Source organism: Clavibacter michiganensis (assembly GCF_002151125.1).
In the GTDB taxonomy this organism is placed as follows: domain Bacteria; phylum Actinomycetota; class Actinomycetes; order Actinomycetales; family Microbacteriaceae; genus Clavibacter; species Clavibacter michiganensis_C.
In genome coordinates, this window is record NZ_MDJZ01000018.1 from 33,041 (window position 1) to 59,620 (window position 26,580).

The window sequence follows — 26,580 nt, forward strand, 5'->3', positions numbered from 1 at the left end:
ACCCGGTCCCGAGCCTCGAGGGCTGCGGGACCGAGCCGCGCACACGGCCGACTTTTACCCGAAGACCGGCCCGGCGCTGGCGGGACAGCTCACCCGAAGAGCTGTCGCCGTTGCCCACGATCGTACTGGTCCGGCCAGGCGGTCCACGCGAGCTGTGGGGAGCCGCCGCCGCGCGGTGCCGTGTCGACCGGCACGGGGCCGGGCGATCGCCTCCGGATGTAAACAGCGTGTAACGGGAGGCCGCAAACGCTTCATCGCCATTGCCAACACCGCATGGCGTATTTGTAATATGTCACCTACCACCGGCCACCCGAGGCTGGACGAGGGAGCGCCATGGCAGTGAGACGAGCGGATGCGGACGACATCCGCACGGGCGGGCGCCGCCCCGCGGTCCTCCCCACCACCGGCCCCCGCCGTCCGCTGGGCGCCGCCGAGGTCGCGCTCGAGGGCGGACTGCTGGCGCACTGGCAGGAGCGCAACCGGTCCCGCACCATCCCCCACGCCATCGCGTCGATCGCCGCCGCCGGCAACCTCGACGACCTCCGCGCCGCCGTCGACGGCCCGGGCGAGCGGCCCGTCCCGCGCTACCCGTTCCTCGACACCGACGTCTACAAGACGCTCGAGGGCATCGCGTACGAGGTCGGACGCGGCGCCGCGAGCCCGGAGATGCGCGCCTTCGTCGACGAGGCCACCGACGTGCTCGAGCGCGTGCAGGCCGACGACGGCTACATCGGCTCGTACGTGCAGCGGCCCGGATCCGACCGCGAGCCCTGGTCCGACCTCGCCTGGGGCCACGAGCTCTACAACCTCGGCCACCTGATCCAGGCCGCGGTGGCCGACTCCCGGCAGGGCGGCGACGGCCGGCTCCTCGCCGTGGCCCGCCGCTTCGCCGACGCCGCCGTCCGCGCGTTCGGCCCCGGCGGACGCGTCGAGGTCTGCGGGCATCCCGAGGTCGAGATGGCGCTCGTCGAGCTCCACCGCGAGACGGGGGAGCGCGCGTACCTCGACCTCGCCTCGGCGTTCGTCGACCGGCGCGGCCACGGCACCGTGGCGACGCGGATCTTCCCGGCCGAGTACTTCCAGGACGCGCACCCCTTCCGCGAGATGCCCGCCGTCACGGGTCACGCCGTGCGCATGGCCTACCTCGCCGCCGGGGCGACGGACGTGGCCGTGGAGACGGGCGACGCGGAGCTGCTCGCCGCCTCCGTCCGCCTGTTCGACGACGCCGTGCGCACGCGCCTCTACGTGACCGGCGGCCTCGGCAGCCGCCACTCCGACGAGGCCATCGGCGACGCGTTCGAGCTGCCGAGCGAGCGCTCCTACAGCGAGACCTGCGCGGCCATCGCCGTGATGCAGTGGGCGTGGCGCCTCTTCCTCGCCACCGGCGAGCCCCGGTTCCTCGACACCTACGAGACCGTGCTGCTGAACGCCTACGCGGTGGGCCTCTCCGCCGACGGCACGGGCTTCTTCTACGACAACCCGCTCCAGCGCCGCCCCGACCACCACGCGCGGTCGGGCGCCGAGACCGAGGGCGAGCTGATGCGCCGCCCGTGGTTCACCTGCCCGTGCTGCCCGCCGAACATCGTCCGCTGGATGAGCGAGCTGCAGGACCACGTGGCGGTGCAGGACGGCGACGACCTCGTGATCGCGCACGCGACCGCGTGCGTGATCCGCACGGACGCGCTCGACGTGCGCGTGACGACGGCCTACCCCTGGGACGGCGCCGTCCGGGTCGAGGTGCTGCGCGCATCCGGCGCCCAGGCCGGCATCGTGCTCCGCCGGCCGGGATGGTGCCGCTCCGCGACCGCCTCCGTGCAGGGCGCCGACGGCGCGGCCGCGGCGGTGGACGCGCTGTCGTCCGACCGGTGGATCCGCGCCACCCGTGCCTGGGCCGCCGGCGACGCGCTCGTGGTCGAGCTCGACATGCCCGTCCGCGCGCTCGGATCCCACCCCCACCTCGACGCGACCCGCGGCAGCCTCGCGGTGGCGCGGGGCCCGATCGTGTTCGCGGTCGAGCAGGAGGACGCCGGCGCACCCGTCGACGACCTGCTCCTCGACCCGCGCGACCTGGCGGCGGCGCGGACCGTGCCGCTGCCGCTCGCCGCGCCGTGGGGCGCCGTCGCGGATCCGGCCGACCCCGCGCCGGGCATCGCGCTCGCCGTGCGCCTCCGCCGCGCGCTCCCGGCGCCGGACGAGCTCTACCCCGAGGTCGTCCCCGGCACCACCGCCCCCGCCGCGTCGGCCGATCCCGTCGACGCCGTGCTCGTGCCGTACGCCCTGTGGGGCAACCGGTCGCCGGGCGCCATGCGGGTCTGGATCCGCGCGGCCGACCCCGGCTGACGCGTCCTCCGTCCGCGCTCCCGGATCCATCCGATCGGGGGCGATCGCGCGCACCCGCATCCCCCTTCCCACCCATCGCACGACCCCGTCACTCCCCACCCGGTGCGCCTCGGCCGCCATCCACGAAACGAGAGTCCGATGAACAGACGAATCACCGCAGTCGGGCTGGCCCTCGCCGCCAGCCTCGCCCTCACGTCCTGCGCCGGTGCCGGAGGCGGCGCCGCGGCAGGCGACGTCACCGGCCCGGCCGACACGGGCGGCACCATGCAGGTGCTGCAGAGCACCGACTTCTCGCACCTCGATCCGGAGATGGGCTACGACACGGGCGTCCAGAACCTGTACCGGCTCATCTACCGCACCCTGACGACGTCGTCGGGGAAGGACGGCGCGACGATCGCGCCCGACCTCGCGACCGACACCGGCACGCCGAACGAGGACGCGACCGTCTGGACCTTCACGCTCAAGGACGGCCTGAAGTTCGAGGACGGCTCGCCCATCACGAGCGAGTCCGTCAAGTTCGGCGTCGAGCGCTCCTTCGACCCGGCGCTCGCCATCGGCACGCCCTACACGCGCCTCTACCTCGCGGGCGCCGAGGGCTACAAGGGCCCGTACGAGTCGGGCGACCTCTCCTCCATCGAGACGCCGGACGAGAAGACGATCGTCTTCCACCTGAACCGCTCCGTGCCGGAGTTCGCGAGCGTCACGGCGCAGAGCACGTTCACGCCGTTCCCGGCCGACAAGGAGAAGGTGACGGTCACGAGCATCGACCAGCAGCCCATCGCGTCCGGCCCGTACCGGGTCACGGCCCGCACCGCCGGATCCTCCCTCACCCTCGAGCGCAACCCGGAGTGGGACCAGGCGACCGACGACGTCCGCACGGCGAAGCCCGACGCATGGCAGTTCACCATCGGCCTCGACCAGGCGACCATCGACGAGCGCATGCTCGCCGGCCAGGGCGACGACAAGGACGCGATCACGGGCGTGTCCATCACGCCCGCCTCGATCTCCCGGATCCAGACGCCCGCGCTGAAGGCGCGCACCGTCTCCGGCGACTTCGGCTGCACCACCTACCTCGGCCTCAACACCACGAAGCCGCACCTCGACGACGTCCGCGTCCGCCAGGCGATCGCGTACGCGGTCGACAAGAAGTCCCTCGCCGACGTCGCCGGGGGATCCATGCTCGCCGAGCCGGCCTCGACGATGCTGACCCCGTCGATCCCGGGCCACAAGGACTTCGACCTCTACCCGAGCGCCGACAGCGCGGGCGACGTGGACAAGGCCAAGGCGCTGCTCGCCGAGGCCGGGCTCCCCGACGGCTTCACCATGACGCTCGACGTGCGCAACCTGCCGACCGCCCAGAAGCAGGCCGAGGCGCTGCAGCAGTCGCTCGCGAAGGCGGGCATCACGCTCGAGCTCAACATCATCGACACCGCCACGTACTACGAGACCATCGGCACCCCCTCGCAGCAGCACGACGCCGCCGTCACCGGCTGGTGCCCCGACTGGCGCTCCGCCAGCACGGTGCTGCCGACGCTCTTCGACGGGCGCCAGATCAGCGAGAAGGGCAACAACGACCTGTCGCAGCTGAACGACCCGGCGGTGAACGCGAAGATCGACGAGGTCTCCGCGATGACCGACCTCGAGGCGGCGAAGACCGCGTGGGGCGACCTGGACGAGCAGATCCAGGAGCTCGCGCCGACCGTGCCGCTCCTGTTCGGGCAGACGGTCATGGTGGTGGGCGAGGACGTGCGCAACGCGTACTCGAACCCGCTCTGGGCCGGCGGGATCGACTTCGCCACCATCGGCCTCCACACGGGGAAGTAGGCGGTGACCGCCACCCTGCAGGGCGCATCCGCGCCCGACCCGGCCCCCGCCTACCCGACGGGACGGCCGCCCGCCGTCACCCCGGCGAAGCGCGTGGTCGCGGCCCTCCGGTCGAAGCCCTCCGTGATCGCCAGCACCGCGTTCATGGTGCTGGTCCTGGTCCTCGCGGTGTTCGCGCCGCTGCTGTCCGGGATCACCGGCTGGGGTCCGACGACCTTCGACCCGACGGCCGTGGACCCCGTCCTCGGCGGCCTGCCGATCGGCCCGTTCGGCGGCGTGAGCGCGCAGCACTGGTTCGGCGTCGAGCCGCAGAACGGGCGCGACATCTTCGCCCGCATCGCGTACGGCGCCCGGGTGTCCCTGCTCATCGCGGTCTCCGCCACGGTCGTCACCACGACGATCGGCGTGATCGCGGGCATGGTCGCCGGCTACTTCGGCGGGATCGTCGACCAGGTCGTGTCGCGGGTCATGGACTTCCTCATGGCCTTCCCGGCGCTGATCTTCATGATCGCGATCCTGTCCGCGCTGCCCGCGGGCAACCGGCCGGCGCTGCTCGTCCTGGTGCTCAGCGTCTTCGGCTGGCCGTACACGGCGCGCATCGTGCGCGGCCAGACCATGACGATCCGCACGCGCGACTTCGTCGAGGCGGCCCGGGCGTCCGGCGCCTCCTCGATGGGCGTGATCTTCCGGGAGGTGCTGCCGAACCTCCGCGGCACCGTCATCGTGCTGGCCACGCTCGCGGTGCCGAGCTACATCGGCACCGAGGCGAGCCTGTCGTTCCTCGGGGTCGGCGTGCTGCCGCCGACGCCGTCGTGGGGCCAGATGATCGCCGACTCGGTGGCCTGGTACACGGTCGACCCCGCGTACTTCATCGTGCCGGGCTCGTTCCTCTTCCTCACGGTGCTGTCGTTCACGGTCTTCGGCGACCACCTCCGCACCGCGCTCGAGCAGGGGGAGGCGGCATGATCGGCTACCTCGTCCGCCGCGCCGGATCCGCGCTGATCGTGCTCGCGCTCATCAGCCTGTTCACCTACATGATCTTCTTCCTGCTCCAGCCGGACCCCGCCGTCACCATCTGCGGCAAGACCTGCACGCCGGACAAGATCGACTCCATCCGCCAGCTCCTCGGGCTCGACCGGCCGTTCTGGGCGCAGTACGGCGACTTCGTCGCGGGGATCTTCACGGGCCGCACCTACGGCGACGGCGCCACGGCGATCCAGTGCGCCGCGCCCTGCCTGGGATTCAGCTTCCAGACGCAGCAGTCCGTGCTCGACCTGATGCTGTCCCGCCTGCCCGTGAGCGTCACGGTCGCGGTCGGCGCGGCGGTCCTCTGGGTCGTCTTCGGCGTGGCGGGCGGCCTCGTCAGCGCGATCAAGCAGGGCACCGGATGGGACCGGGCCGCCATGGCCGCGGCGCTCGCGGGGATCAGCGTGCCGATGACCTTCGCGGCGCTGCTCCTGCAGTACGTGCTCGTCGTGCAGCTGCAGGTCCTGCCGTTCCCGCAGTCCGTGGCGTTCGGCGACGACCCCGTCCTGTGGTTCGAGTCGTACCTCATGCCGTGGGTCGTGGTCGCGCTCGGCTACGCCTCCGTGTACGCGCGGATCGTGCGGGCCAACGTGCTCGACACGCTCCAGGAGGACTACCTGCGCACCGCGCGGGCCAAGGGCCTGTCGGCGGCGCTCGTGATCCGGCGGCACGCCCTCCGGCCGTCGCTCACACCCGTCGTCACCCTGTTCGGCATGGACTTCGCCGGCCTGCTCGGCGGCGCCCTGATCGCCGAGAGCATCTTCGGCCTCAACGGCGTCGGCAAGCTCGCCGCCGACTCCATCGCCAAGAACGACCAGCCCGTCATCATGGGCGTCACGCTCCTCGCCGCGGCCTTCGTGGTCGTCGGGAACGTGGTCGTCGAAGTGCTGTACACCGTGCTCGACCCCCGAGTGAGGATCACCGCGTGACCGCCACCGCACCGCACCAGCCGCCCGCCCGCGCCGTCCCCGGGACGCCGCTGCTCGAGGTCGAGCACCTCACCATCGCGTTCCCCACCTCGCGGGGGCCGGTGGAGGTGGTGAAGGACCTCTCCTTCCGCGTGGAGCCGGACAGCACCCTCGGCATCGTGGGGGAGTCCGGGTCCGGCAAGTCGATGACCTCGCTCGCCGTGATGGGCCTCGTGCCCCGCGGCGGGACGGTCACCGGCAGCATCCGGCTCGCGGGCGAGGAGCTCGTCGGCCGCACCGACCGGGAGCTCCGGGCCATGCGCGGCGACCGCATGGCGATGGTGTTCCAGGATCCGCTCTCCTCGCTCAACCCCTACTTCACGGTGGGGCTGCAGATCGAGGAGGCGTACCGGGCCCACCGCGCAGGCTCCCGGAAGGCCGTGCGGTCGACCGTGGTCGCCGCGCTCGAACGGGTGGGCATCAAGGAGGCGGGCACGCGCGTCGACCACTACCCGCACCAGTTCTCGGGCGGCATGCGGCAGCGCATCATGATCGCGATGGCGCTGTGCCTCGAGCCCGAGCTGCTCATCGCCGACGAGCCGACCACCGCGCTCGACGTGACGGTGCAGGCGCAGATCCTCGACCTCCTGCGCTCCATCCGCCAGGAGACGGGGATGGGCATGCTCGTCATCACCCACGACCTCGCCGTCGTGTCCTCCCTCGCCGACGAGGTGCTCGTCATGCAGGGCGGGCACCGCGTCGAGAGCGGGACCACCGAGCGCGTGTTCACCGCGCCGGAGGATCCGTACACGCACGCGCTGCTCGAGGCGATCCCCCGCATCGACGCCGCCTACGACCGCCAGACGACGGGATCCGCCTCATGAGCATCCACGACACCCGCCCCGACGTCCCGGCCGCGCCCGCCGCGGCCACGCCGGAGCCGTTCCTCTCCGCGCGCGACCTCACCAAGGAGTACGTGACGCGCGGCGGCCGCGGGCTCCGGCCGCCCGTGCGCCGGTTCCTCGCGGTCGACGGCGTGAGCCTCGACGTGCCGACCGGGCAGACGCTCTCCATCGTGGGGGAGTCCGGATCCGGCAAGTCGACGACCGCGCGCATCGTCGCGCACCTGCTCGAGCCCACGTCCGGCACCTTCGCGCTGAAGGGCGAGGACATGACGCACGCGACGGGAGCGGCGCTGCGCGAGTTCCGGCGGCAGGTGCAGGTGGTGTTCCAGGATCCGGCGTCGTCGCTCAATCCGCGGCACACGGTGGAGCAGATCATCAGCGCGCCGCTGCGGTACCAGGGCATCACGACGCCGGGCGGGCACGGGAGGCTCGTGCGCGACCTGCTCGACCGCGTGGGGCTCGACCCGGACCACGCGCAGCGCTACCCGGCGCAGTTCTCCGGCGGGCAGTGCCAGCGGATCGGGATCGCCCGGGCGCTCGCCGTGAGCCCGGGACTCATCGTGTGCGACGAGGCGGTCTCCGCGCTCGACGTGACGGTGCAGGCGCGGGTCATCGCGCTGCTGCGCGACCTCCAGCGGGAGCGCGGGCTGAGCTACGTCTTCATCGCGCACGACCTCGCCGTCGTGCGGCAGCTCTCCGACCGCGTCGCCGTGATGAGCTCGGGGAAGGTCGTCGAGGAGGGCACGCGCGACGACGTGTTCGAGCGGCCGCAGCACCCGTACACGCGCGCGCTGCTCGACGCGGTGCCGCGCATCGACCCCGGGTGGGATCGGCGGCGGAACGCCGCGCGCGCCGCCGCCGGGCTCGACGCGGGCTCCCTCGGCACGGGCGCGGTCCGCACGGCGGACGGGTCGGCCGCGTGATCGTCGGATCCGCGACCGTCCCCGGCGTGCACGTCACCGACCACGAGATCGAGGTCCCGCTCGACTGGGCGGCGGCGCGCGCCGGCGAGCCCACCGCGACGATCACCGTGTTCGCCCGCGAGCTCGTCGCCCCGGACCGCCGCGGCGACGACCTGCCCGCCCTCCTCTACCTCCAGGGCGGCCCCGGCGGGAAGTCGCCGCGGGTGATCGACGACGGGGGATGGATCGGCCACGCCCTCCGCACCCACCGCGTCGTGCTGCTCGACCAGCGCGGCACCGGGCGCAGCGCTCCCGTCGCGGCGCGCACGATGACGCGGTTCGGCGACGACCACGACTCCGCCGCCCGGTACCTCGCGCTCTTCCGGGCCGACTCGATCGTGCAGGACGCGGAGGCGCTGCGGCAGCACCTCGAGGGCGGGCGCCGCTGGTCGACGCTCGGCCAGAGCTACGGCGGGTTCCTCACGCTGACCTACCTGTCGCTCGCGCCCGAGGCGCTGTCGGCCTGCTACGTGACGGGCGGGCTCGCGTCCCTGGATCCGGACGCGGAGGAGGTCTACCGCCGTACCTACCCGCGCACGGTCCGGAAGAACGCCGGCCACCACGCGCGCTACCCGGCCGACGTGGGGATCCTCTCGCGCCTCGCCGACCGGCTCCAGGTCGGCGACGTGACGCTGCCCGACGGCGACGTGCTCACGGTCCGGCGCCTGCAGACGATCGGCATCGACCTCGGCATGGCGCCTGGACGCGAGCGGATCCACGCCCTCCTCGACGAGGCCCTCGACGACCGCGGCGAGCCCACCGACGTGCTGCTCGCCGAGGCCCTGCGCCTCACCTCGTACGCGGCGAACCCGCTGTTCGCGGCGATGCAGGAGAGCATCTACGCCTCCGGCACCCGGCGCGCGACCGCGTGGGCCGCCGAGCGGGAGCGCGGCCGGCACCCGGCGTTCGCGCCCAGCGCCCGGCCGCTGCTGCTCACCGGCGAGATGATGTACCCCTGGATGTTCGAGGAGATCCGCCTGCTGCGCCCGTTCCGCGGCGCGGTCGAGGTGATGGCGCGCCGCGACGACTGGCCGGAGCTCTACGACCCGGCCCGGCTCGCCGCCAACGAGGTGCCTCTCGCCGCCGCGGTCTACCACGACGACATGTACGTCGACGCGGACCTGCAGCAGGACACGGTCGCGCGGGTGGGGAACGCCCGCGCGTGGATCACGAACGAGCACGAGCACGACGGCCTCGGGGCGCCCGGCGTCCTCGGTCGGCTGATGGACACGATCGCCCGCGACGGAGGAGGCCTGCCCCGATGACCGACACGACCCACGACACGACGCCCGCCGCCGCGAGCGCAGACGGCCCCGGCGACCGGCGACCGCCGCGGCTCGCCGAGGTGCCCGCGTTCCGCGACCTCATGGCCGGCGGGTGGATCACGCCCGACCGCACCCCGGCCACCGTGCCCGGCGCGGTCGAGGCGGCCGCCGCGCACCGCGACCGGCTGAGCGCCGCGATGCCCGGCGTCACGACGGCCGTCGTGAGCGGCTACGCGCCGACGCGCAACGACGACTGCCGCTACGCCTTCCGTGCCGACAGCGACTTCGTGTGGCTCACCGGCGTGCAGATCGAGGGCGCGGTGCTCGTGATGCACGCGGTGCCGGGCGGCCACGACGCCGTCCTGCACGTGCCCGCGCCCGCAGACCCCGGCGACCCGCGCTTCTTCTCCGACGCCGACCACGGCGAGCTCTGGGTGGGGCCCGCTCCCGCGCACGCCGACTGGCAGCGCGTGCTCGGGATCCCCGTGCGGGGCCCCGACCGCATCGCGCCGGACCTCGCGGGCGTCCGCGACGTGCGCCGCGCGGGCGCCGTCACCGGCGTCCCCTCCGCGCTCGCCGACGTGCCCCGCGACCCGGGGCTCGTGGCGGCGCTCGGCGAGCTGCGCGTGATCAAGGACGCGTGGGAGATCGAGGAGCTGCGCCGCGCGGTCGACGACACGGTCGAGGGCTTCGCGGAGGTCGTGCGGGCGATCCCGCGGGCGCGCGCGCACGGCGGCGAGCGCTGGCTGCAGGGCACGTTCGACCGGCACGCGCGCACGGTCGGCAACGGCCCCGGCTACGCCACCATCGTGGGCGGCGGCGGGCACGCGACGATCCTGCACTGGGTGCGCTGCGACGGGCCGCTCCGCGACGGCGAGCTCGTCCTCCTCGACATGGGGGTGGAGGCGCGCAGCCTCTACACGGCCGACGTGACCCGCACGATCCCCGTCGACGGCGCCTTCGCTCCCGAGCAGCGGCTCGTGCACGACGTCGTGGAGCGCGCCCACCGCGCGGGCCTCGACGCCGTCGCGCCCGGGCGCCCGCTCGTGGACTTCCACCACGCGTCCATGGAGGTCATCGCGCAGGGCCTGCACGACCTCGGGATCCTCCCGGTGTCGGTCGACGAGGCGCTCTCGCCAGCCGGGCAGCACCACCGGCGCTGGCTGGTGTGCGGGATCGGGCACCACCTCGGGCTCGACGTGCACGACTGCTCGGGCGCCGGGGTCGCCGGATACGACCGCGCGGTCGAGCCGGGCATGGTGCTGACGGTCGAGCCCGGCCTGTACTTCCCGCCGGACGACGCGATGGTACCGCCGGAGCTGCGGGGCATCGGGGTGCGGATCGAAGACGATATCGTGGTGACGCAGACGGGGTCCGACGTGCTGTCGGACGCGCTGCCGATCGACGCCCGGGGCCTGGAGTCCTGGATGCGGGAGCAGCGGTCCCCGTCCTGACCCCAGGAGGAGGACCCGCGTGAGCCTCTCCGCACTGCGTCCCGCACCCCCGCGCGAGAGCCTGCGCGAGCACGTGCACCAGGCGCTGTCCGCGGCCATCGTCTCCGGCGAGCTCGAGCCGGGCACGCTGATCACCGTCCCGACGCTCGCCGTGCGCTTCGACGTGTCCGCGACGCCGGTGCGCGAGGCCGTGCTCGAGCTGGAGAAGCGCGGGTTCGTCGAGACCGTCCGCAACAAGGGCTTCCGCGTCACCGCGGTGAGCGACGAGGAGCTGGGGCACCTGGTGCAGGTGCGCCAGCTCCTCGAGGCGCCCGCCATGGAGCGCCTCGCCGGGCGGCTGCCCGAGGGCGCGCTCCCCGGTCTCGAGGCGCTCGCCGACCGCATCGAGCAGGGCGCGCGCGACGGCGACCTCCGCGCGTACCTCGAGGCCGACCAGGAGCTGCACCTGTCCCTCACGCGCATGCTCGGCAATCCCGTGCTGACCGACGCCATCGCCGACCTCCGCTCGCGCACGCGCCTCGTCGGCCTCGCGTCGATGAAGGAGAGTCGCCTGCTGGACGCGTCGGCGGCCGAGCACCACGAGCTGCTGCGGGCGCTGGTCGCCGGCGACGGTGCCGCGGCGCACGAGCTGATGGTGCGGCACATCCGGCACGCCAGCGGCTGGTGGGCGGGGCGCGGGGAGGGCGAGGACGCGGCGGTCGTCGACGCGGACGATGCCGTGGCCGTCCCCGATCCCGCGAGCTGAGCGGCCGCCCACGCGCGGCCGCTTCCCCTCCGAGGCGATGTGTGACATATTACTGTCACCGCCGACCACCGCCGCCTCCTCGAGAGGCGCACACACCCGTGAGATGAGGCCCGCATGACGCGTCACGTGGTCGTCGTGGGCGGGGGCATCGTCGGGGCCGCGTGCGCCCGGTCGCTCGCCCGGGCGGGGATCTGCGTCACGGTCGTCGAGCGCGCCGCCGTCGCCTCCGGCACGAGCGCGCAGGGCGAGGGCAACATCCTCGTCTCCGACAAGGGCCCGGGCGCGGAGCTCGAGCTCGCGCAGCTGGCCGCCCGCCGCTGGCCCGAGGTCGCCGCGGAGCTCGCGGACGAGCTGGGCGGCGCGCTCCCGTCCATCGAGTACGAGCCCAAGGGCGGGCTCGTCGTCACGACCACCGACGAGGGCGCGGATCCGCTCCTCGCCTTCGCGGCCACGCAGCGCTCCGCGGGCGTCGCCGCGATCGCGGTGGACGTGCGCCGGGCGCTCGAGCTCGAGCCGTGGCTGAACCCGGCGATCACCGCGGCCGTGCACTACCCCGAGGACGCGCAGGTGCAGCCCGCCATCGCGACCGAGGCGCTCGCCGCGTCGGCCCGACGCGCGGGGGCGGTCGTGCGGACGGGCGTCGAGGTGATCGGGCCGCTGCTCGACGCGGACGGCGCGCTCCGCGGCGTGCGGACGACGGCGGGCGACATCCCCGCCGACGACGTGCTGGTCGCGGCGGGCCCCTGGTCGGGCGAGGTGGCGCGCGCGCTCGGCGTCGAGCTGCCGGTGCTGCCGCGGCGCGGGGTGGTGCTCGTGACCACGCGCATGCCGCACCGCATCCGGCACAAGGTCTACGACGGCGACTACGTGGGCGCGGTCGGATCCGGGGACGGCGCCCTGCAGACCTCGGGCGTCGTGGAGTCCACGCCGTCGGGGACGGTGCTCATCGGATCCAGCCGCGAGCGCGTGGGCTTCGACGCGTCGCTGCGCGTGGCCGTGCTCGAGGAGCTCGCCGCGAAGGCCGTGCGGCTCTTCCCCTTCCTCGTCGACGCGAACGCGATGCGCTCCTACGGCGGCTTCCGGCCCTACCTGCCCGACCACCTCCCGGTCGTCGGCCCGGATCCGCGGCTGCCCGGCCTCTGGCACGCGAGCGGGCACGAGGGCGCGGGCATCGGCCTGTCCGTCGCGACCGCCGACCTCGTCGCGGACCTCATGAGCGGATCCGCGCCCGCGCTCGACGTGCGGCCCTTCTCGGTCGCGCGCGCCTCGCTCGGGCTCGCGATGCCGGGTGCCGCGCTGCCGACGGACGCCCGCGGGGTGCGGGCATGACGCCGCGCCGCGTGGATCCGGCGCGCGACCCGATCCGCCCGGGACCCGCGGAGGCCGTGCGGTTCACCGTCGACGGGGATCCCGTCGAGGGCGTGCGGGGACAGACGATCGCGGGCGCGCTGCTCGCCTCCGGCACGCTCGCCTGGCGCACGACCGCGAGCGCCGGCCGACCGCGCGGCGTCTTCTGCGGGATCGGCGTGTGCTTCGACTGCACCGTCACCGTCAACGGGCTGCCCGACGTGCGCGCCTGCCAGCGGCGCGCGGTCGAGGGCGACGTGGTGGAGACCGGGCCGGGGGCGACCGTGCCGGACGCCGGGGCCGCATCCGCCGACGCCGCGGACCCCGACCGGGCCGGGAGCGCCTCGTGAGCGGCGCGGACGACCGGCGGCACGTCGTCGTGGTCGGCGCGGGACCGGCCGGGCTCGCCGCCGCCGTCGCCGCGCGCGGTCGCGGGGCGCGGGTCACGCTGCTCGACGCGTCCGACGAGCTGGGCGGCCAGTACTGGCGGCACCTGCCGGCGTCCCGGCCCGCGGCGCGCGAGCGGATCCTGCACCACGGCTGGGACGCGTTCACCGCGCTCCGGGGGCGTCTCGCGGCCGACGCGGGCTGCGAGATCGTGACGGGCGCGCAGGTGTGGGCGATCGAGCGGCCGGCGCCGGACGCGGCTGGCGATGCCGCCGCCGCCGATGACGCCGCGCCGCCCGCCGCCGTCGTCCACGTGCTCGTCGGCCAGGTCGACGGATCCCAGCGCGCGCCGCTGACCCTCCGCCCGCACGCGCTCGTGCTCGCGACCGGCGCGCACGACCGCACGCTGCCCTTCCCCGGCTGGGACCTGCCGGGCGTCTTCACCGCGGGCGCCGCGCAGGCCCTCGCGAAGGGCGAGCGCGTGGCGATCGGCGACCGCGTCATCGTCGCGGGCGCCGGCCCCTTCCTCCTCCCCGTCGCCGTGTCGCTCGTGCAGGCGGGCGCGCGCGTCGTCGGGATCCACGAGGCCGCGCGCGTGCCGGGGCTCGGCCGCGGCTGGCTGCGGGATCCGCTCGGCCTCGCCCGCGCGCCGCACAAGGCCGCCGAGCTCGCGGGCTACGTCTCCGTGCTGGCGCGCGAGCGCATCGGCTACTCGACCGGCAGCGCGGTCGTCGCCGCGCACGGGACCGACCGCGTCGAGGCCGTGACCGTGCAGCGCCTCGACGCGTCGTGGGCGCCGATCCCGGGCACCGAGCGGCGGATCGCCGTGGACGCCGTGTGCGTCGGCCACGGGTTCACGCCCCGGCTCGAGCTGCCCATCGCGGCGGGCTGCCGCATCGGGTCAGACCGGTTCGTCGAGGTCGACGCCGACCAGGGCGCCGGGCCCGCGGGTGTCTACGCCGCCGGCGAGATCACGGGCATCGGGGGAGTGGACCAGGCGCTCGCCGAGGGCGAGGTCGCGGGGCACTGCGCGGCCGGCGGAACCCCGTCCGACGCCGCCATCGCCCCCGCCGTCCGCCGCCGGGCCGTCGCGCACGACGTGGCCGGTCGCATCGAGGCGGCGCACGGGATCCGCCCCGGCTGGACCGGCTGGCTCCGCGACGACACGCTCGCCTGCCGCTGCGAGGAGGTGCCGGTCGGCCGGATCCGCGCCACCGCCCGCGCCGCGCGCTCCACCGACCTCCGCTCCATGAAGCTCGCCACGCGCGCCGGCCTCGGCATCTGCCAGGGCCGCGTCTGCGGGCGCACCGTCGAGGAGCTGCTCGACGCGGAGTCGCCGGCCTGCGGATCGCCCGCCGCCTCCCCGACGCCCGCCGCGCCCGGCCCCGGTTCCGACCGCCGCCCCCTCGCCTCGCCCGTGCGCCTCGGCGAGCTCGCCGCCGCGTACGACCGCCGTGACGCCGGACCCCCGTCGCTCGCCGCGGCCGCCCCGGGCGTCGACGACCCGCCCGGCGTCGACGACCCGGCGCCCGCCGCCGAGCCCCCGCGCGACCCCGCGGCCCCGACCACCCCCGCACCGCCCCGCACCACCGACCGGAAGGACACGCCATGACCGCACCCGCCCTGGACCTCGGAGGCGTCGTCGTCGCCACCACGCTGCCGTTCCGCGAGGACGCGTCGGCCCCCGCCGGCCTCGCCGTCGACTACGACGCGTACGCCCGCCACTGCGACTGGCTCATGTCGAACGGCTGCCGCGGCGTCGGACCGAACGGATCCCTCGGCGAGTACTCGTCGCTCACCGACGAGGAGCGCCGGAAGGTCGTGCAGGTCGCGGTCGAGACCGTCGGCGACCGCGGGATCGTCGTGGCCGGCGTGCACGGCGTCGGCTGGCACCAGGCGAGGAAGTGGGCCGAGATCGCGGCAGAGGACGGCGCCGACGGCGTGCTGCTCCTCCCGCCCACCATCTACCGGGCGAGCGACGACGAGGTCGTCGAGCACTACGCGCGCGTCGACGAGGTGGGCCTGCCGATCATGGCCTACAACAACCCCTTCGACACCAAGGTCGACCTCACGCCGCAGCTCCTCCAGCGCCTCGACGCGCTCGAGAACGTCGTGGCGATCAAGGAGTTCTCGGGCGACATCCGGCGCGTGACGGAGATCCAGGACCTCACGGGCCTCGACGTCATCGCGGGCGCCGACGACCTGCTGCTCGAGTCGCTCATCATGGGCGCCGTCGGCTGGTTCGCGGGCTACCCGAACGCGTTCCCGCGCGAGGCCGTGGAGCTGTACGGGCTCGCGACCAGCGGCCGCATCGAGGAGGCGAAGGAGCTGTACCGCCACCTCGTGCCGGTCTTCCGCTGGGACTCGCGCACCGAGTTCGTGCAGGCCATCAAGCTGTCGATCGACGTGGCCGGCGAGAGCACGGGCGGTCCGACCCGTCCGCCGCGCGCGCCGCTGCCCGCCGCGGTCGCCGCCGAGGTCACGCGCGACACCCGCCGTGCGCTCGACCACCTCGCCGGGCGATGATCGACGGATGAGGTCCTCCCGCGTCTTCCACGCCGTCGACTCGCACACCGAGGGCATGCCGACCCGCGTCGTCACGAGCGGCTTCGGCGTCATCCCCGGTGCGACCATGAACGAGCGCCGCCTGCACCTCATCGAGCACCTCGACCACCTGCGGCTCCTGCTCATGACCGAGCCGCGCGGGCACGCGGCGATGAGCGGCGCGATCCTGCAGCCGCCCACGCGCGACGACTGCGACTGGGGCGTCCTCTACATCGAGGTGTCCGGCTGCCTGCCGATGTGCGGCCACGGCACCATCGGGGTCGCGACCGTGCTCGTGGAGACCGGGCTCGTGGAGGTGCAGGAGCCGGTCACGACGATCCGGCTCGACACCCCCGCGGGGCTCGTGATCGCGCGGGTCGACGTGGAGGACGGGCGTGCGGCCTCGGTCACGATCGAGAACGTGCCCTCCTACGTGGAGCGCCTCGACGCGCAGATCGAGGTGCCGGGCTACGGCACCGTCCCGTACAGCCTCGCGTTCGGCGGCAACTTCTACGCGGTCGTCGAGCTCGACGCGCTGGGGCTGCCGTTCGACCGGGAGCGGCAGCAGGAGATCCTCCAGGCCGGGCTCGCGATCATGGGCGCGATCGACGACCAGGACGCGCCCTCGCACCCCGAGATCTCCGGGGTCGACCACTGCCACCACGTGGAGTTCCTCGCGCCCGGATCCGACGCGCGGCTGTCGCGGCACGCCATGGCGATCCACCCCGGCTGGTTCGACCGGTCGCCGTGCGGCACCGGCACGTCCGCGCGCATGGCGGAGCTGTGGGCGCGCGGCGAGCTGGCCGTGGGCGACGAGTTCGTCAACGAGTCGTTCATCGGCAGCCGCTTCACCGGGCGGATCCTCCGGGAGACGACCGTCGCCGGCCGGCCCGCCATCGTCCCCGCCATCACCGGGCGCGCCTGGATCACCGGCATGGGACAGTACCTGCTGGATCCCACCGACCCGTTCCCGAGCGGCTTCCGGTTCTGAACCGCGCGAGCCCCCACCGAGGAGAGACATGACCCCGCACGAGACCGATCCGACCACCGACCCGACCGTCGCGGCGACCGTGGGCGCCGTCGCCGCGCGTGCCGCGGACGCCGCCGCGCCGCTCGCCGCCCTCGCGCCGGCCGTGCGCGCCGACGCGCTCGAGGCGGTGGCCGACGCGCTCGAGGCCATCCGCCCCGAGCTGCTGCCCGTCGCCGAGCGGGAGACCGCGCTCGCACCCGGGCGCCTCGCCGGCGAGCTGACGCGGACGACCGTGCAGCTGCGGATCCTCGCCGCAGCCACCCGCGACGGCCGCTACCTCGACGCGCGCATCGACCACGCGGATCCCGACGCGGCGCCCGCCCCGCGCCCCGACATCCGCCGGTACCTCGTGCCCGTCGGGCCCGTGCTCAACTTCGCGGCGTCGAACTTCCCGTTCGCGTTCTCGGTCGCGGGCGGCGACACGGCGTCGGCGCTCGCGGTGGGCTGCCCGGTGGTCGTGAAGGCGCACCCGGGGCACCCGGAGCTGTCGCGCCGGGTGGCCGAGGCCGCGTCCGCCGCGCTCGTCGCCGCGGGCCTGCCCGAGGGCACGCTGCAGCTCGTCGAGGGCGAGGAGGCGGGGCTCGCCATGCTGCGCGACCCGCGGATCCGCGCCGCCACCTTCACCGGATCGCTCCGCGCCGGCCGCTTCCTCGCCGACGTCGCCGCGGCCCGCCCCGACCCGATCCCGTTCTTCGGCGAGCTGGGCAGCGTCAACCCGGTCGTCATCACCGAGCGCGCCGCCGCCGAGCGCGGCGCCGACATCGCGCGGGCCCTCGTGGCGAGCGCCGCCGGATCCGCCGGGCAGCTCTGCACCGCGCCCGGCATCGTGCTGATCCCCGCGGGCCACGGCCTCGACCGGGTGCTCGCGGAGGAGGCCGGCGCCGTCGCCCCGCACGGGATGCTGAACCCGAAGATCGCCGAGGGCTACGCCGGCGGCCGCGCCGCCGCGATCGCGGTCGACGGCGTGCGCCTCGTCGCGGAGGGCCGCGCACCCGCGGGCGACGACGGATCCGTGACCCCCACGGTCGCCGCCGTCTCGCTCGCCGACTTCGAGGCCGCGGGCGATGCGCTCCGGCACGAGGTGTTCGGGCCGTTCGCGCTCCTCGTCGAGTACCCCGCGGGCACCGACCTCGCCGCCCTCGCCGCGCGCACCTTCACGGGGGAGCTGACCGCGAGCGTCCACCTCGGCGCCGACGAGGCCGACGCCGCCGACCCGACGACCGCCGAGCTGATCCGCGTGCTCGCCGCCCGCGCCGGCCGCGTGCTCGTCGACGCCTGGCCCACGGGCGTCTCCGTCACCGACGCGCAGCAGCACGGCGGACCCTGGCCCGCCACCACGCTCGACCGCGGCACGAGCGTCGGCACCGCGTCGCTCGACCGGCTGCTCCGCGGCGTCGCCTTCCAGGGCGTGCCCGACGCGCTGCTGCCGGAGCCGCTGCGCACGGCGAACCCGTGGGGCGTGCCGCAGCGCGTGAGCGAGCGCGGCGCTCGCGCCTGACGCGCGCCGTCCCCGTCCGCCGCGCCTCCTGCCCGCCGCCGCGGGGAGGGCGGCGGCGGGGACCCGCCCGCCGCTGAGGGTTCCCACAACCCGCGACCGCCCACCGCGGGAGCGCGTTGGAGGCCCGCGACGTGATATTCGGCAGGTGGAGGATCCGTGCATAGCGTGGCCGGTGCCGGCAGGGACGCCGGCGCAGACGACGGCACGGAGGATCCATGGTCGACACGGCGGCACGAGGACGCACCACCCGCGGCACGAGGGGACGAGGCCCCGCCGCGGGTCCGCAGGGGGGCGGCGCCGCCAGCGAGGACTCCGTCCATGGGGGTCCGCAGGACGGGGTTGCCCACGAGGGCGCGCTCCGCGAGGCGGGCGTCCCGGTCGCGGGGGATGTCGACGCCGAGGTGGCGCGCGACCTCGACCGCACCGACGGCCAGGCGGACACGGGGACCGGTCCGCGCGTCGACGTGGAGGCGCTCGGGCGCCTCCTCCTCGGCCGCTGGGCGGACGTCCGCACGTCGTCGCGCGAGCTGACCAGCCGTCCCGAGCTGCACCGCGTCGAGGGGCTCGACATGCACCAGCACCGGGCGCGCGTCACCGAGCAGCTGAGGATCCTGGTCGAGCACGGCGGTGTGCACCGCGCGTTCCCCAAGATCGTCGGCGGGCTCGAGGACCACGGCGGCAACATCGCGGGCTTCGAGGAGCTCGTGGCCGCGGATCCGTCGCTGCAGATCAAGGCCGGCGTGCAGTGGGGCCTGTTCGGATCCGCCGTGATGCACCTCGGCACCGAGCGGCACCACCGCGAGCTGCTGCCCGGGATCATGTCGCTGGAGACGCCCGGCGCGTTCGCGATGACGGAGACGGGGCACGGCTCCGACGTCGCGAGCATCGGCACCACCGCGACCTACGACCCCGAGACCGGCGACTTCGTCCTGCACACGCCGTTCCGCGCCGCTTGGAAGGACTACCTCGGCAACGCGGCGGTCGACGGCCGCGCCGCCACGGTGTTCGCGCAGCTCGTCACGCAGGGCGTGAACCACGGCGTGCACTGCTTCTTCGTGCCGCTCCGCGACGGGACCGGCGCGTTCCTGCCCGGCATCGGCGGCGAGGACGACGGCCTGAAGGGCGGGCTCAACGGGATCGACAACGGCCGGCTCCACTTCGACCACGTGCGCGTGCCGCGCGCGAACCTCCTCAACCGCTACGGCGACGTCGCCGAGGACGGCACCTACACGTCCGACATCCAGAGTCCCGGCCGCCGCTTCTTCACGATGCTCGGCACGCTCGTGCAGGGTCGCGTCTCGCTCGACGGCGCGGCGACCAGCGCCGCCAAGATCGCGCTGCAGATCGCGATCACGTACGGCAACGAGCGCCGCCAGTTCGTCGCCGGCGGCACCGACGAGGAGGTGCTGCTCGACTACCAGCGGCACCAGCGCCGGCTGATCCCGCGCATCGCCACGACCTACGCCGCGTCCTTCGCGCACGAGAAGCTGCTCGGCCAGTTCGACTCGGTGTTCTCGGGCGCCACCGACACCGACGAGGACCGCCAGGACCTCGAGACCCTCGCCGCCGCGCTCAAGCCGCTCAGCACCTGGCACGCGCTCGACACCATCCAGGAGGCGCGCGAGGCGTGCGGCGGCCAGGGCTTCCTCGCCGAGAACCGGCTCGTCGGGCTCCGCGCCGACCTCGACGTCTACGCGACCTTCGAGGGCGACAACACCGTCCTCCTGCAGCTGGTCGCCAAGCGCCTGCTCACCGACGTGAACAAGCGCTTCGCGAAGGCCGACTTCGGGGTGCTCGCGCGCTACGCCGTCGAGCAGGCCGCGGATCGCACGCTGCACTCGACCGGCCTCCGCACGCTGGGGCAGGCGCTCGCGGACCGCGGATCCACCGCCCGCTCGGTCGGCCAGCTCCGCGAGACGGACACCCAGCGCGCGCTGCTGACGGGTCGTGTCGAGACGATGGTCGGCGAGGTCGCGACCGCGCTCCGCGCCACCCGGAAGATGCCGCCCGCGGAGGCCGCCGCGCTCTTCAACCGGCACCAGCACGCGCTCATCGAGGCGGCCCGCGCGCACGCGCAGCTGCTGCAGTGGGAGGCGTTCACCGAGGCGCTGGATCCCGCGTCGGAGACCGGGCGCGCGATGGACGACGGCACGCGCCGCATCCTCACCTGGACCCGCGACCTCTTCGGCCTCCGCCTCATCGAGGAGGACCTCGCCTGGTTCCTGATCCACGGCCGCATCAGCGCCCCGCGCGCCCGGGCCGTCACGGCCTACATCGACCGGCTCGTCGCCCGCCTGCGCCCGCACGCGCAGGACCTCGTGGACTCCTTCGGGTACACGCAGGCCCACGTGCGCGCGGCGGTCGCGTCGGGCGAGGAGAGGGACCGCCAGGACGAGGCGCGCGCGTACCGCGACGCCCGGATCGCCGACGGCACGGCGCCGCGCATGGAGAAGACCGAGAAGAAGAAGAGGTAGCAGCGCGGCGCGCCTACGGGTGCAGCGCCGCGTCCGCCGGGCCCGTGCGCCACGACGCGAAGCGGGTCGTGAAGCCCGCACGGGTCGGCGCGCAGCAGAAGGGGCCCGCGGTCACGGCGGCGGCGGGATCCAGCGGCGCCACCCGCACGAGCCGCCACGGCTCGTCGTCGACCCGGGCGCGCACGGTGAGGGCGTCGCCGGATCGGCTGGCGCGGATGGTCACGAGCCGGCCCGACCAGCCCGGGACCGGCGCGAGCGACCAGTCGGAGACGCCGCGCGTGACGACCGCGCCGAGGCCGTCCTCGCCATCGCTGCGCTCGACGCCCGCCTTGACCCAGGTCTCCGCGTCGACCCGCACGAAGACCCCGGCCTGGTCGAACTGCTCGCGGAGATCCAGCGTGAACGCGACCTCGACGGCCGACTCCTGGGGCAGCGGCGCGAGGAGCGCGTGCTCGGTGTCGTGCACGAAGCCGTAGGAGGTGGTCCGCCAGGCGTCGCTGCCCTCACGCGCGGTCACGTCCATGCCGTCGTCGTGGATCCGCACGGCCTCCGGCTCGGTCGTCCAGGTGCCGTCGGCCCAGGGGATGTCGACGAGGGCGGGGCCGGATGCGGGGGAGTCGCTCATGCGACGAGGCTACGGCCGCATGCGCCCCGTCACACCCCGAGCACGAGGCGGATGCCGGTGGAGATCTCGCCCATCACGTGGGGAGGGAGACGGCCCACGGGGTAGGGCTCCAGGCATTCACGGCTGACGGGGCCCACCTGGGACACCACGGCGACGGAGTCGTGCTCGAGGCCGGTAGCCGCGGCAGGGACGACGACGTTCCCCGGGAACGCGCCCAGCCGCAGGTTCGAGGTGAGCGGCACGATCACGACGGTCGCGATGTCGCTCGCGTTCAGCCAGTCCTCCTGGACCACGACCGCCGGACGCAGGACGGCGGGCGCGGAGCCGCGCGGAGTGCCGGGGTCGACCCAGACGACGTCCCCACGGGCGATCAGCACCCGGTTCCGGTTCGCGGTATGCGCTCGGACTCACCGAGGAACGGTGCGGTGTCGGAGGGCTGGGCGGCATCAGCCAGGGCGGCGTTCGCGAGCCGGGTCAGCTCCGCCTCGCCTCCGCCTCCCCTCCGCCTTCCCGCTCGTCGGCCAGCTTCTGGCCGGCCACGCGATGGGACTCCGAGCGCGTCATCCCGAAGCGCTTCGCGACGCGATCGAACCGGTCGGAGTCCCTGTCGGGGAGGCTGGTCGCTGTCTTCATGGCAGCGGGTACGACCGGTCATGCCGGCGAATGCGCAGCCTTCCTCGCAGGCGGCTCGCGCATCACCGTCAGTCGGGCGCCGGCCGCGGATCGCCCAGGAACGGCATGATCGCCTCGGCCCAGTGGGCGTGCATCACGCGGTAGGAGAAGCGGTCGCGGACGTGCAGGCGCGTGCCGGAGATGTCGGGGTAGGGCGCGTGGATCACGCCGTGCTCGGGGTCGTGCAGCCGGACGGTCGCGCGGTTCAGCCGGCCGACCTGCGACTGCAGGAGCTTGCGGGCGACCATCGGGATCGGCTGGAAGCGGTCCATGGCGGGGATCCCCGTGACGACGATGCGGCACCCGTCGCCCGCCTGCGCGCGGATGTCGCCGACGATGCCGGTGAGCCGGTCGATCCACTCCGCGACGGACGTCGCCACGAGCACGTCCGGGATGCCGAGCGCGACCACGGCGAGGTCGAGCGGACGCGGGGTGCGGGCGGCGACCGCGACGGCGGCCTTGCGCACCGTCATGTCGTACGCGGCGATGCTCTCCCACTCCACGCCGCGACCCGTGGCGGCCGCGCGCCGGGCGGCGATCTGCGCGGGCATCGCCATCCCCGCGAGGAGCACGCCGTACCCGGCGACGCCGATGTCGCCGAGGAACAGGACGCGCTCGGGATCCGGCCCCGGGACGGCCTGGACGTCGTCGTGCTGCGGGAAGATGCCGGCCTCCATCTCCCGCATGTAGAGGTGGAGGTGGAGGCGGAGAGTGGGCCGCGCGACCGCGACCGCGGCCCCGTGCGCCAGCGGCAGGAGCGGCCGCAGGGCCGCGCGCGGACCGGTCCGCGGTGACGGGCGCCTCACGGGCAGAGCGGGCAATGGGTCCTCGTCTCCGGACGGCGAAGCGGTCGTTCGCCCCCCGAGGCTACGCGGCGACGGCCGGAGCGCGCACCCCGGGCGGGGATCGAGGCCGCCGACGACGAGCGGACGCCCGCCCGGCCGGGCCCGCGTCGCCCGCCCGTAGGCTCGTCGCATGCAGAGCCTCTTCCCCGAGATCGACCCGCACGACACCGGCATGCTCGACGTGGGGGACGGCCAGCTCCTCTACTGGGAGGTCTCGGGGAACCCGGACGGGATCCCCGTCGTCTTCCTGCACGGCGGGCCCGGCGGCGGCACGAGCCCGACGCACCGGCGCCTCTTCGACCCGGCGCGCTACCGCATCGTGCTCGTCGACCAGCGCGGCTGCGGCCGGAGCACCCCGCACGTCTCGGACCCCTCGGCGGACCTGTCCGTGAACACGACCTGGCACCTCGTCGCCGACCTCGAGCGGCTGCGCGAGCACCTCGGCGTCGAGCGCTGGCTGGTCTTCGGCGGATCCTGGGGGTCGACCCTCGCGCTCGCCTACGCCGAGACGCACCCCGCCCGCGTGACCGGCCTCATCCTCCGCGGGATCTTCACGCTCCGCGCGACCGAGCTCGACTGGTTCTACGAGGGACCGGCGGGCATGGTCTACCCCGACGGCTGGGAGGCGTTCACGGCGCCCGTGCCCGGGGTCGCGCGCGGCGGGATCATCGACGCGTACGCGCGGCTGCTCGCGGATCCGGACCCCGAGGTGCACGGGCCGGCCGCGGTCGCGTGGAGCACGTGGGAGGCGTCCGGGATCACGCTGCTGCCGCGGCCCGATGTGGTCGCGCGCTTCGCGGAGCCGACGTACGCGCTCGCGTTCGCCCGCATCGAGAACCACTACTTCACCCACGGCGGGTGGATGGAGGACGGGCAGCTGATCCGCGACGCGCACCTGCTGCGCGGCATCCCGACCGAGATCGTGCAGGGCCGCTACGACATGTGCACGCCGCCCGCGACCGCGTGGGACCTGCACCGGGCGCTGCCCGAGGCGCGCTTCACGATGGTGCCCGACGCCGGGCACGCGTTCGACGAGCCCGGGATCCTCGACGCGCTGATCGAGGCGACCGAGCGGGCGGCCGACCGGCTGACGGCCTAGCGGTCCCGCGGGCCGGCAGCAGCGGGCCGGGCGGTAGGCGGGCTGTGGTCCGCAGCCCGCGGCCCGCGGCCTAGCGGCCGACGAGCGCGGGCGAGCCGTGCACGGCCGGCGGCGCGAGCGTCGCGGCGGGGGCCGCCGCGGGCGCGCCCGTGCCGCTGAGGATGTCGAGCGCGCGCCGGAGCCGCGTGCTGGAGGTGTGCATCGTGTACGGGAAGTACACGACCTCCACGCCGACTGCCGCGAACTCGGCCTCCAGGCGCTCGCCCTTCGGGGTGCCGCGCCAGTCGTCGCCCTTGAAGAAGACGTCGAAGCCGACCTCGCGCCAGGTGTCGACCTTGTCGGGCAGCGTCTCCGCGCGCGCCTCATCGACGTAGCTGATGTGGCTGACGATCTCCAGGCGCTCGGCGAGCGGCACCACGGGCGTGATGCCCTTGTTGCGCTCGAGCATCTCGTCGGAGACGACGCCGGCGATGAGGAAGTCGCACCGGCTCTTGGCGTGCTTGAGGATGTTGAGGTGTCCGACGTGGAAGAGGTCGAAGGCACCGGCGGCGTAGCCGATTCGGGTCATGGCACACGTGTCTCGGGTCGTCCGCGTTCCGGGCGCGGGTACGCGCGGATGCGGGATCGGGGTGCAGCCCGGTGCGGGTACGCCGGGCGGGATCCTCCTGCTCCGGCGACGCGGGTACGTCGGCCGCCCTGGGTGGGGCGGCGCGAGCGGCGGATCTGCTGAGGATCCTACGGTGCCGGATGCCGCCCGCGGTAGGCGCGCACCCGAACGGGGGTGGTCCGCCCGCGGCACGAAGTCATGACGTGTCCTCCGTTCGGGGGACACGGAGGCCCGTTCCTGGGTTATCTTCGACCAACCCACCCCGTTCGGGGGCATCGCGCCCCGCACGTCCGACGGACCCCACCCGAGCAAGGACCCGCCCGAATGACGCCCTCATCCCCGCCTGCCCGCCCTCGACATCTCGTCGCCCTCGCTGTCGCGATCGGCCTCGCTGTCCCCGCCGCCCTCGTCGTCCCGGAGGCCGCGCACGCGGCCGGCGGGCAGGGCCTGGTCGCCGGCGCCCCCGTCTTCACCGACTCCTTCACCCGCAGCACGAGCGGCGGATGGGGCTCCTCGTCCGGTGCCGCCCCCTACTCCCACGATGTGTCCTCCGCCTTCCGCGTGAACGGCGCGCGCGGCGTCATCGACCTCGGGCGCTCCGGCATGGCGGCCGCCGCCACCCTGCCCGCCTCGGTGCCCGCCGACAGCGAGTCGACGGTGCGCATCACCATGCCACGCGTCCCCTCCGCGGGCAACGGCGTCTCGGCTGGGCTCCAGCAGCGTGTCACCGGGTCGTCGTACTACCAGTCGACGGTGCGCGTCGACGGCGGCGGCACGGCCTACCTGTCGGTCATCCGCGTCATCGGATCGACGGCCGCGCAGACCACCCTCGTGCCCGGCGCCGTGGTCGCCCGCGGCGTGCAGCCGGGCCAGGCCATCACGCTCCAGTCCCGCGTCTCCGGCAGCGGCACGGTCTCCGTGGACGCCCGCGCCTGGCTCGACGGTCAGGCCACCCCGGCGTGGCAGGCGGTGGCGTCCGACACGAGCGGCGCTCGCCTCGCGGCGGGATCCGGCGCGCGTGTCTGGTCATACCTCTCGGCGTCCTCAGGCCCCCAGGCCATCTCCTTCGACGATCTCGCCGTCCGGCCGCTGACGGCGTCCGCACCCGCTGCGCCGACGCCCGCGCCGACGACGCCCGCGCCCGCGCCCGCACCCGCGGCCGCGCCCGCGGCGGCGGCGTCCCCGTCCCCGTAGTCGCCCGCGGCGAGCGACAGCGCGACCATCACGTGGCTCCGCCGCGTCTCCTCGAACCGGCGCACCATGTGCACCCCGGTCTTCGCGGTCGAGCGCCAGTGGATGTGGCGCACCGGGTCGCCCGGCACGTACTCGCGGAGCGACTGGAACGAGACGTCGCTGTCGGTGAGGTCGCGCGTGGCGCGGCCCTCGAGGTCGCGGACGAAGCCCGTGCTCGTGCTCGGCATCGCGAGCGTGCGCGGGTGCACGAGGAGCCGGGTGGCGGCGGCCTCGGCGGACTCGCGGCGCACCAGGCCGATCGGGTCGCCCCGGACGATGCGCGCGGGGCCGAGCGCGATCACCCCGCGGCGCGAGGTGGGCACGACGAACACGTCCTCGTGGGTGTGCCCGTGCGCGAGGGACGGCACGTGGACCTCGGCGAGGCCGGATCCGACCGGCACCTCCACCGTGAGGCCCACCGCCCGGCGTCGCAGCGGGTTCCGCACGGCGACGGTCGCGGGCGCGCGCTCCCCCGCGACCACGCGGTCGCGCGGGAGGCGCAGCGACACCTCGACGCCGGATGACCCGACGAGGTGCAGCAGCGCGATGACCCAGAGGGCGGCGGCGGTCCACGCGACCGCGACGAGCTCGCGCCAGCCGAGCGCGTACCCGGCGACGCCCGCGACGACCGCGGCGAGCGCGACGACCCGGCCGAGCGGGGTGACGACGGCGACGAGGCGCGCGAGGGCGTTCCGCGGAGGCGCCGCGTCGTGCGGGTCAGCGCCGGGGGCGGCCCCCGGGACGGCAGCGGGCGCGGGCGCGACGGCGTCGGCGGGATCCGGGGATCTTC

General features: G+C 74.9%; 24 protein-coding genes. 17 read left to right on the forward strand and 7 right to left on the reverse strand.

Annotation, left to right across the window (positions count from 1 at the left end):
- The first annotated feature begins 333 nt into the window (after positions 1–333).
- The 16 genes from BFL37_RS14355 to BFL37_RS14430 all read left to right on the forward strand — a co-directional run bounded on the left by BFL37_RS14355 (position 334) and on the right by BFL37_RS14430 (position 20,709).
- Positions 334–2,340: a glycoside hydrolase family 127 protein gene (locus BFL37_RS14355; RefSeq protein ID WP_086515780.1), complete on the forward strand. Its 2,007-nt coding sequence runs from the start codon at positions 334–336 to the stop codon at positions 2,338–2,340.
- A 138-nt stretch (positions 2,341–2,478) separates the two neighbouring features.
- The gene (locus BFL37_RS14360; protein ID WP_086515781.1) at positions 2,479–4,164 is read left to right on the forward strand and encodes an ABC transporter substrate-binding protein; all 1,686 of its coding nucleotides are present in this window, start codon (positions 2,479–2,481) and stop codon (positions 4,162–4,164) included.
- 3 nt (positions 4,165–4,167) lie between these two features.
- On the forward strand, positions 4,168–5,130 hold the full coding sequence (locus BFL37_RS14365; RefSeq protein WP_086515782.1) for an ABC transporter permease: 963 nt from the start codon (positions 4,168–4,170) through the stop codon (positions 5,128–5,130).
- On the forward strand, positions 5,127–6,119 hold the full coding sequence (locus BFL37_RS14370) for an ABC transporter permease (RefSeq protein ID WP_086515783.1): 993 nt from the start codon (positions 5,127–5,129) through the stop codon (positions 6,117–6,119). Before BFL37_RS14365 ends, BFL37_RS14370 begins: the two co-directional genes overlap by 4 nt.
- Positions 6,116–6,982 (forward strand): ABC transporter ATP-binding protein, encoded by an 867-nt coding sequence (locus tag BFL37_RS14375; protein ID WP_086515784.1) that lies wholly within the window; start codon positions 6,116–6,118, stop codon positions 6,980–6,982. The genes BFL37_RS14370 and BFL37_RS14375 overlap by 4 nt, the downstream gene beginning before the upstream one ends.
- On the forward strand, positions 6,979–7,926 hold the full coding sequence (locus BFL37_RS14380; RefSeq protein ID WP_086515785.1) for an ATP-binding cassette domain-containing protein: 948 nt from the start codon (positions 6,979–6,981) through the stop codon (positions 7,924–7,926). Before BFL37_RS14375 ends, BFL37_RS14380 begins: the two co-directional genes overlap by 4 nt.
- On the forward strand, positions 7,923–9,230 hold the full coding sequence (locus BFL37_RS14385; RefSeq protein WP_086515803.1) for an alpha/beta fold hydrolase: 1,308 nt from the start codon (positions 7,923–7,925) through the stop codon (positions 9,228–9,230). The genes BFL37_RS14380 and BFL37_RS14385 overlap by 4 nt, the downstream gene beginning before the upstream one ends.
- The gene (locus BFL37_RS14390; RefSeq protein WP_086515786.1) at positions 9,227–10,684 is read left to right on the forward strand and encodes an aminopeptidase P family protein; all 1,458 of its coding nucleotides are present in this window, start codon (positions 9,227–9,229) and stop codon (positions 10,682–10,684) included. Before BFL37_RS14385 ends, BFL37_RS14390 begins: the two co-directional genes overlap by 4 nt.
- Positions 10,685–10,703: 19 nt before the next feature.
- Positions 10,704–11,429 (forward strand): GntR family transcriptional regulator, encoded by a 726-nt coding sequence (locus tag BFL37_RS14395; RefSeq protein WP_206601282.1) that lies wholly within the window; start codon positions 10,704–10,706, stop codon positions 11,427–11,429.
- Between the two features lie 114 nt (positions 11,430–11,543).
- Complete coding sequence (locus tag BFL37_RS14400; RefSeq protein ID WP_086515787.1) at positions 11,544–12,758, forward strand: NAD(P)/FAD-dependent oxidoreductase; 1,215 nt, start codon at positions 11,544–11,546, stop codon at positions 12,756–12,758.
- Complete coding sequence (locus tag BFL37_RS14405) at positions 12,755–13,126, forward strand: (2Fe-2S)-binding protein (RefSeq protein ID WP_086515788.1); 372 nt, start codon at positions 12,755–12,757, stop codon at positions 13,124–13,126. Before BFL37_RS14400 ends, BFL37_RS14405 begins: the two co-directional genes overlap by 4 nt.
- The gene (locus tag BFL37_RS14410) at positions 13,123–14,775 is read left to right on the forward strand and encodes an NAD(P)/FAD-dependent oxidoreductase (protein WP_086515789.1); all 1,653 of its coding nucleotides are present in this window, start codon (positions 13,123–13,125) and stop codon (positions 14,773–14,775) included. The genes BFL37_RS14405 and BFL37_RS14410 overlap by 4 nt, the downstream gene beginning before the upstream one ends.
- Positions 14,772–15,689, forward strand: a complete 918-nt coding sequence (locus BFL37_RS14415) for a dihydrodipicolinate synthase family protein (RefSeq protein WP_086515790.1) — start codon at positions 14,772–14,774, stop codon at positions 15,687–15,689. Before BFL37_RS14410 ends, BFL37_RS14415 begins: the two co-directional genes overlap by 4 nt.
- Positions 15,690–15,696: 7 nt before the next feature.
- A complete protein-coding gene (locus tag BFL37_RS14420) occupies positions 15,697–16,698 on the forward strand; it encodes a proline racemase family protein (RefSeq protein WP_086515791.1) in 1,002 nt (333 codons plus the stop codon).
- Between the two features lie 28 nt (positions 16,699–16,726).
- Positions 16,727–18,235, forward strand: a complete 1,509-nt coding sequence (locus BFL37_RS14425; RefSeq protein ID WP_086515792.1) for an aldehyde dehydrogenase (NADP(+)) — start codon at positions 16,727–16,729, stop codon at positions 18,233–18,235.
- A 215-nt stretch (positions 18,236–18,450) separates the two neighbouring features.
- The gene (locus BFL37_RS14430; protein ID WP_086515793.1) at positions 18,451–20,709 is read left to right on the forward strand and encodes an acyl-CoA dehydrogenase; all 2,259 of its coding nucleotides are present in this window, start codon (positions 18,451–18,453) and stop codon (positions 20,707–20,709) included.
- A gap of 13 nt (positions 20,710–20,722) precedes the next feature.
- Here BFL37_RS14430 and BFL37_RS14435 read toward each other — a convergent pair whose 3' ends face one another.
- The 4 genes from BFL37_RS14435 to BFL37_RS14450 form a co-directional block, all read right to left on the reverse strand.
- Positions 20,723–21,334, reverse strand: coding sequence for a DUF1349 domain-containing protein (locus BFL37_RS14435; protein ID WP_086515794.1), 612 nt, complete (start codon positions 21,332–21,334; stop codon positions 20,723–20,725).
- Positions 21,335–21,363: 29 nt separating this feature from the next.
- A complete protein-coding gene (locus tag BFL37_RS14440) occupies positions 21,364–21,711 on the reverse strand; it encodes a type II toxin-antitoxin system PemK/MazF family toxin (RefSeq protein ID WP_241534105.1) in 348 nt (115 codons plus the stop codon).
- Between the two features lie 97 nt (positions 21,712–21,808).
- A complete protein-coding gene (locus BFL37_RS14795; RefSeq protein WP_241534106.1) occupies positions 21,809–21,967 on the reverse strand; it encodes a hypothetical protein in 159 nt (52 codons plus the stop codon).
- 68 nt (positions 21,968–22,035) lie between these two features.
- Entirely contained in the window at positions 22,036–22,812 is a 777-nt protein-coding gene (locus tag BFL37_RS14450) for an esterase (RefSeq protein WP_241534107.1), read from the reverse strand.
- A gap of 169 nt (positions 22,813–22,981) precedes the next feature.
- On the opposite strand from BFL37_RS14450, the gene pip reads away from it, so the two are divergent.
- Positions 22,982–23,950 carry a prolyl aminopeptidase gene (gene pip / locus BFL37_RS14455; protein ID WP_086515796.1) on the forward strand — a complete coding sequence of 323 codons (969 nt, stop codon included), beginning with the start codon at positions 22,982–22,984 and terminating at the stop codon, positions 23,948–23,950.
- A 70-nt stretch (positions 23,951–24,020) separates the two neighbouring features.
- Here pip and BFL37_RS14460 read toward each other — a convergent pair whose 3' ends face one another.
- From BFL37_RS14460 to BFL37_RS14470, 3 genes are all read right to left on the reverse strand, one after another.
- Complete coding sequence (locus BFL37_RS14460) at positions 24,021–24,518, reverse strand: adenylyltransferase/cytidyltransferase family protein (RefSeq protein WP_086515797.1); 498 nt, start codon at positions 24,516–24,518, stop codon at positions 24,021–24,023.
- Between the two features lie 569 nt (positions 24,519–25,087).
- Positions 25,088–25,228 (reverse strand): hypothetical protein, encoded by a 141-nt coding sequence (locus BFL37_RS14625; RefSeq protein ID WP_172403831.1) that lies wholly within the window; start codon positions 25,226–25,228, stop codon positions 25,088–25,090.
- Positions 25,229–25,501: 273 nt separating this feature from the next.
- Positions 25,502–26,580, reverse strand: a 1,079-nt coding sequence (locus tag BFL37_RS14470; RefSeq protein WP_241534108.1) for a DUF58 domain-containing protein, incomplete at its 5' end; no start/stop codon positions are given.